Raw genomic sequence first — 1,254 nt, forward strand, 5'->3', positions numbered from 1 at the left:
TTTTTTTTAAGTTTTTGATTTAGTGACTAGATCATTATGGTGAGAGTTGGAGAAGATCAGGGAATACTCACCCTAGAGCATGTATAAACACACTCTAGGAGTATTACCCTAAACAATGTTGGTCATCACTACGGAGCCGAGCCATCGCTTCACAGGGACACATTACGGTATAACGCTGTGTCTGTCTTAATTACGGCTTATATCACCGCCTGAACGCATTTAAGACCGCTTATATTGCCTTTTGTACATCGCAAGGGCGGAACGCCCAATATACTCACGTACGGCTCAAAACTACTCATGCTGCTGCCTGCTTTGTTCAGTTCCCCCAGTAACAGGCTAAAAATCACCGCTTAAATGCTGTCGTCACTGTACCTACCACCCATTTAAACGGACGGAATTAATCACTGGAGAAGTTTTAACAACGAAAGGGATTTATTTTAAATCTTGTGCCGTTATAATCGCTTTACCGCACGGGGATTTTATCCTGATCTTATCTAGTGCTTCTAACACAGATAACTTTCGTTATTAATTCCTGCAAGAATTAATAACCGTGCTTAGAATATATTTAAATCGACCCCTTTTTACAATCCTATTCTCTCCAGTTAGGATTTTTTTTTTCTTATTTTATTGTTTTAAGGGTTTTAGGGTATCCCTAACAAGGCATAAAGTCCCCTTTGTGTATCCTTGGCTGGTATTTCAGAGGGGCTGGAGTAGCCCCGAACTGATGCAATAAGCTACGAAAACGCTTTTCTCCCTGATTACAAGCTCCCTTTTGCCTTATATCGGTAAGAATTAGCGAATGCGACACGAAAGCCAACTGTAAGGAAGGAGAAGGAGTTTCGACGACGACGCCCGCACTGTTGGCGCGTGTCAAAACAGATTCTCTTGGTATATTTACGAAATCTCATGTAAGCCTTGCTGTGTAAGGGTTTCAAAGCACCTCAAGTTCTAGCAGATCAGACAACAAATATAATTCTTGTTCATCTAAAGCAATTCTGTTTTCACCACTCAAAGACAATAAAACTTCTGTGACCTTTCCTTGTTCTTCAAAGAAATGACCATTCTCTGTATGTATAAATTTTACTGTTTTGCCTAAAAGCTCTATGACTTGTTCCATCTTAAACACCTTTTTTTTAAGTTTTTGATTTAGTGACTAGATCATTATGGTGAGAGTTGGAGAAGATCAGGGAATACTCACCCTAGAGCATGTATAAACACACTCTAGGAGTATTACCCTAAACAATGTTGGTCATC

General features: G+C 39.7%; 1 protein-coding gene. It reads right to left on the reverse strand.

The window, feature by feature from the left end; all coding sequences use genetic code 11:
• Nucleotides 1-931: 931 nt before the first annotated feature.
• Nucleotides 932-1,117, reverse strand: a complete 186-nt coding sequence (locus FTU39_RS13745; RefSeq protein WP_168379865.1) for a hypothetical protein — start codon at nt 1,115-1,117, stop codon at nt 932-934.
• Nucleotides 1,118-1,254 lie beyond the last annotated feature (137 nt).

The organism is Acinetobacter sp. YH12099 (assembly GCF_013419195.1).
Lineage (GTDB): Bacteria > Pseudomonadota > Gammaproteobacteria > Pseudomonadales > Moraxellaceae > Acinetobacter > Acinetobacter towneri.

Bases quoted from the DNA above. Each gene is read 5' to 3' on its own strand.
- FTU39_RS13745 (WP_168379865.1), bottom strand. From the start codon at position 1,117: ATGGAACAAGTCATAGAGCTTTTAGGCAAAACAGTAAAATTTATACAT.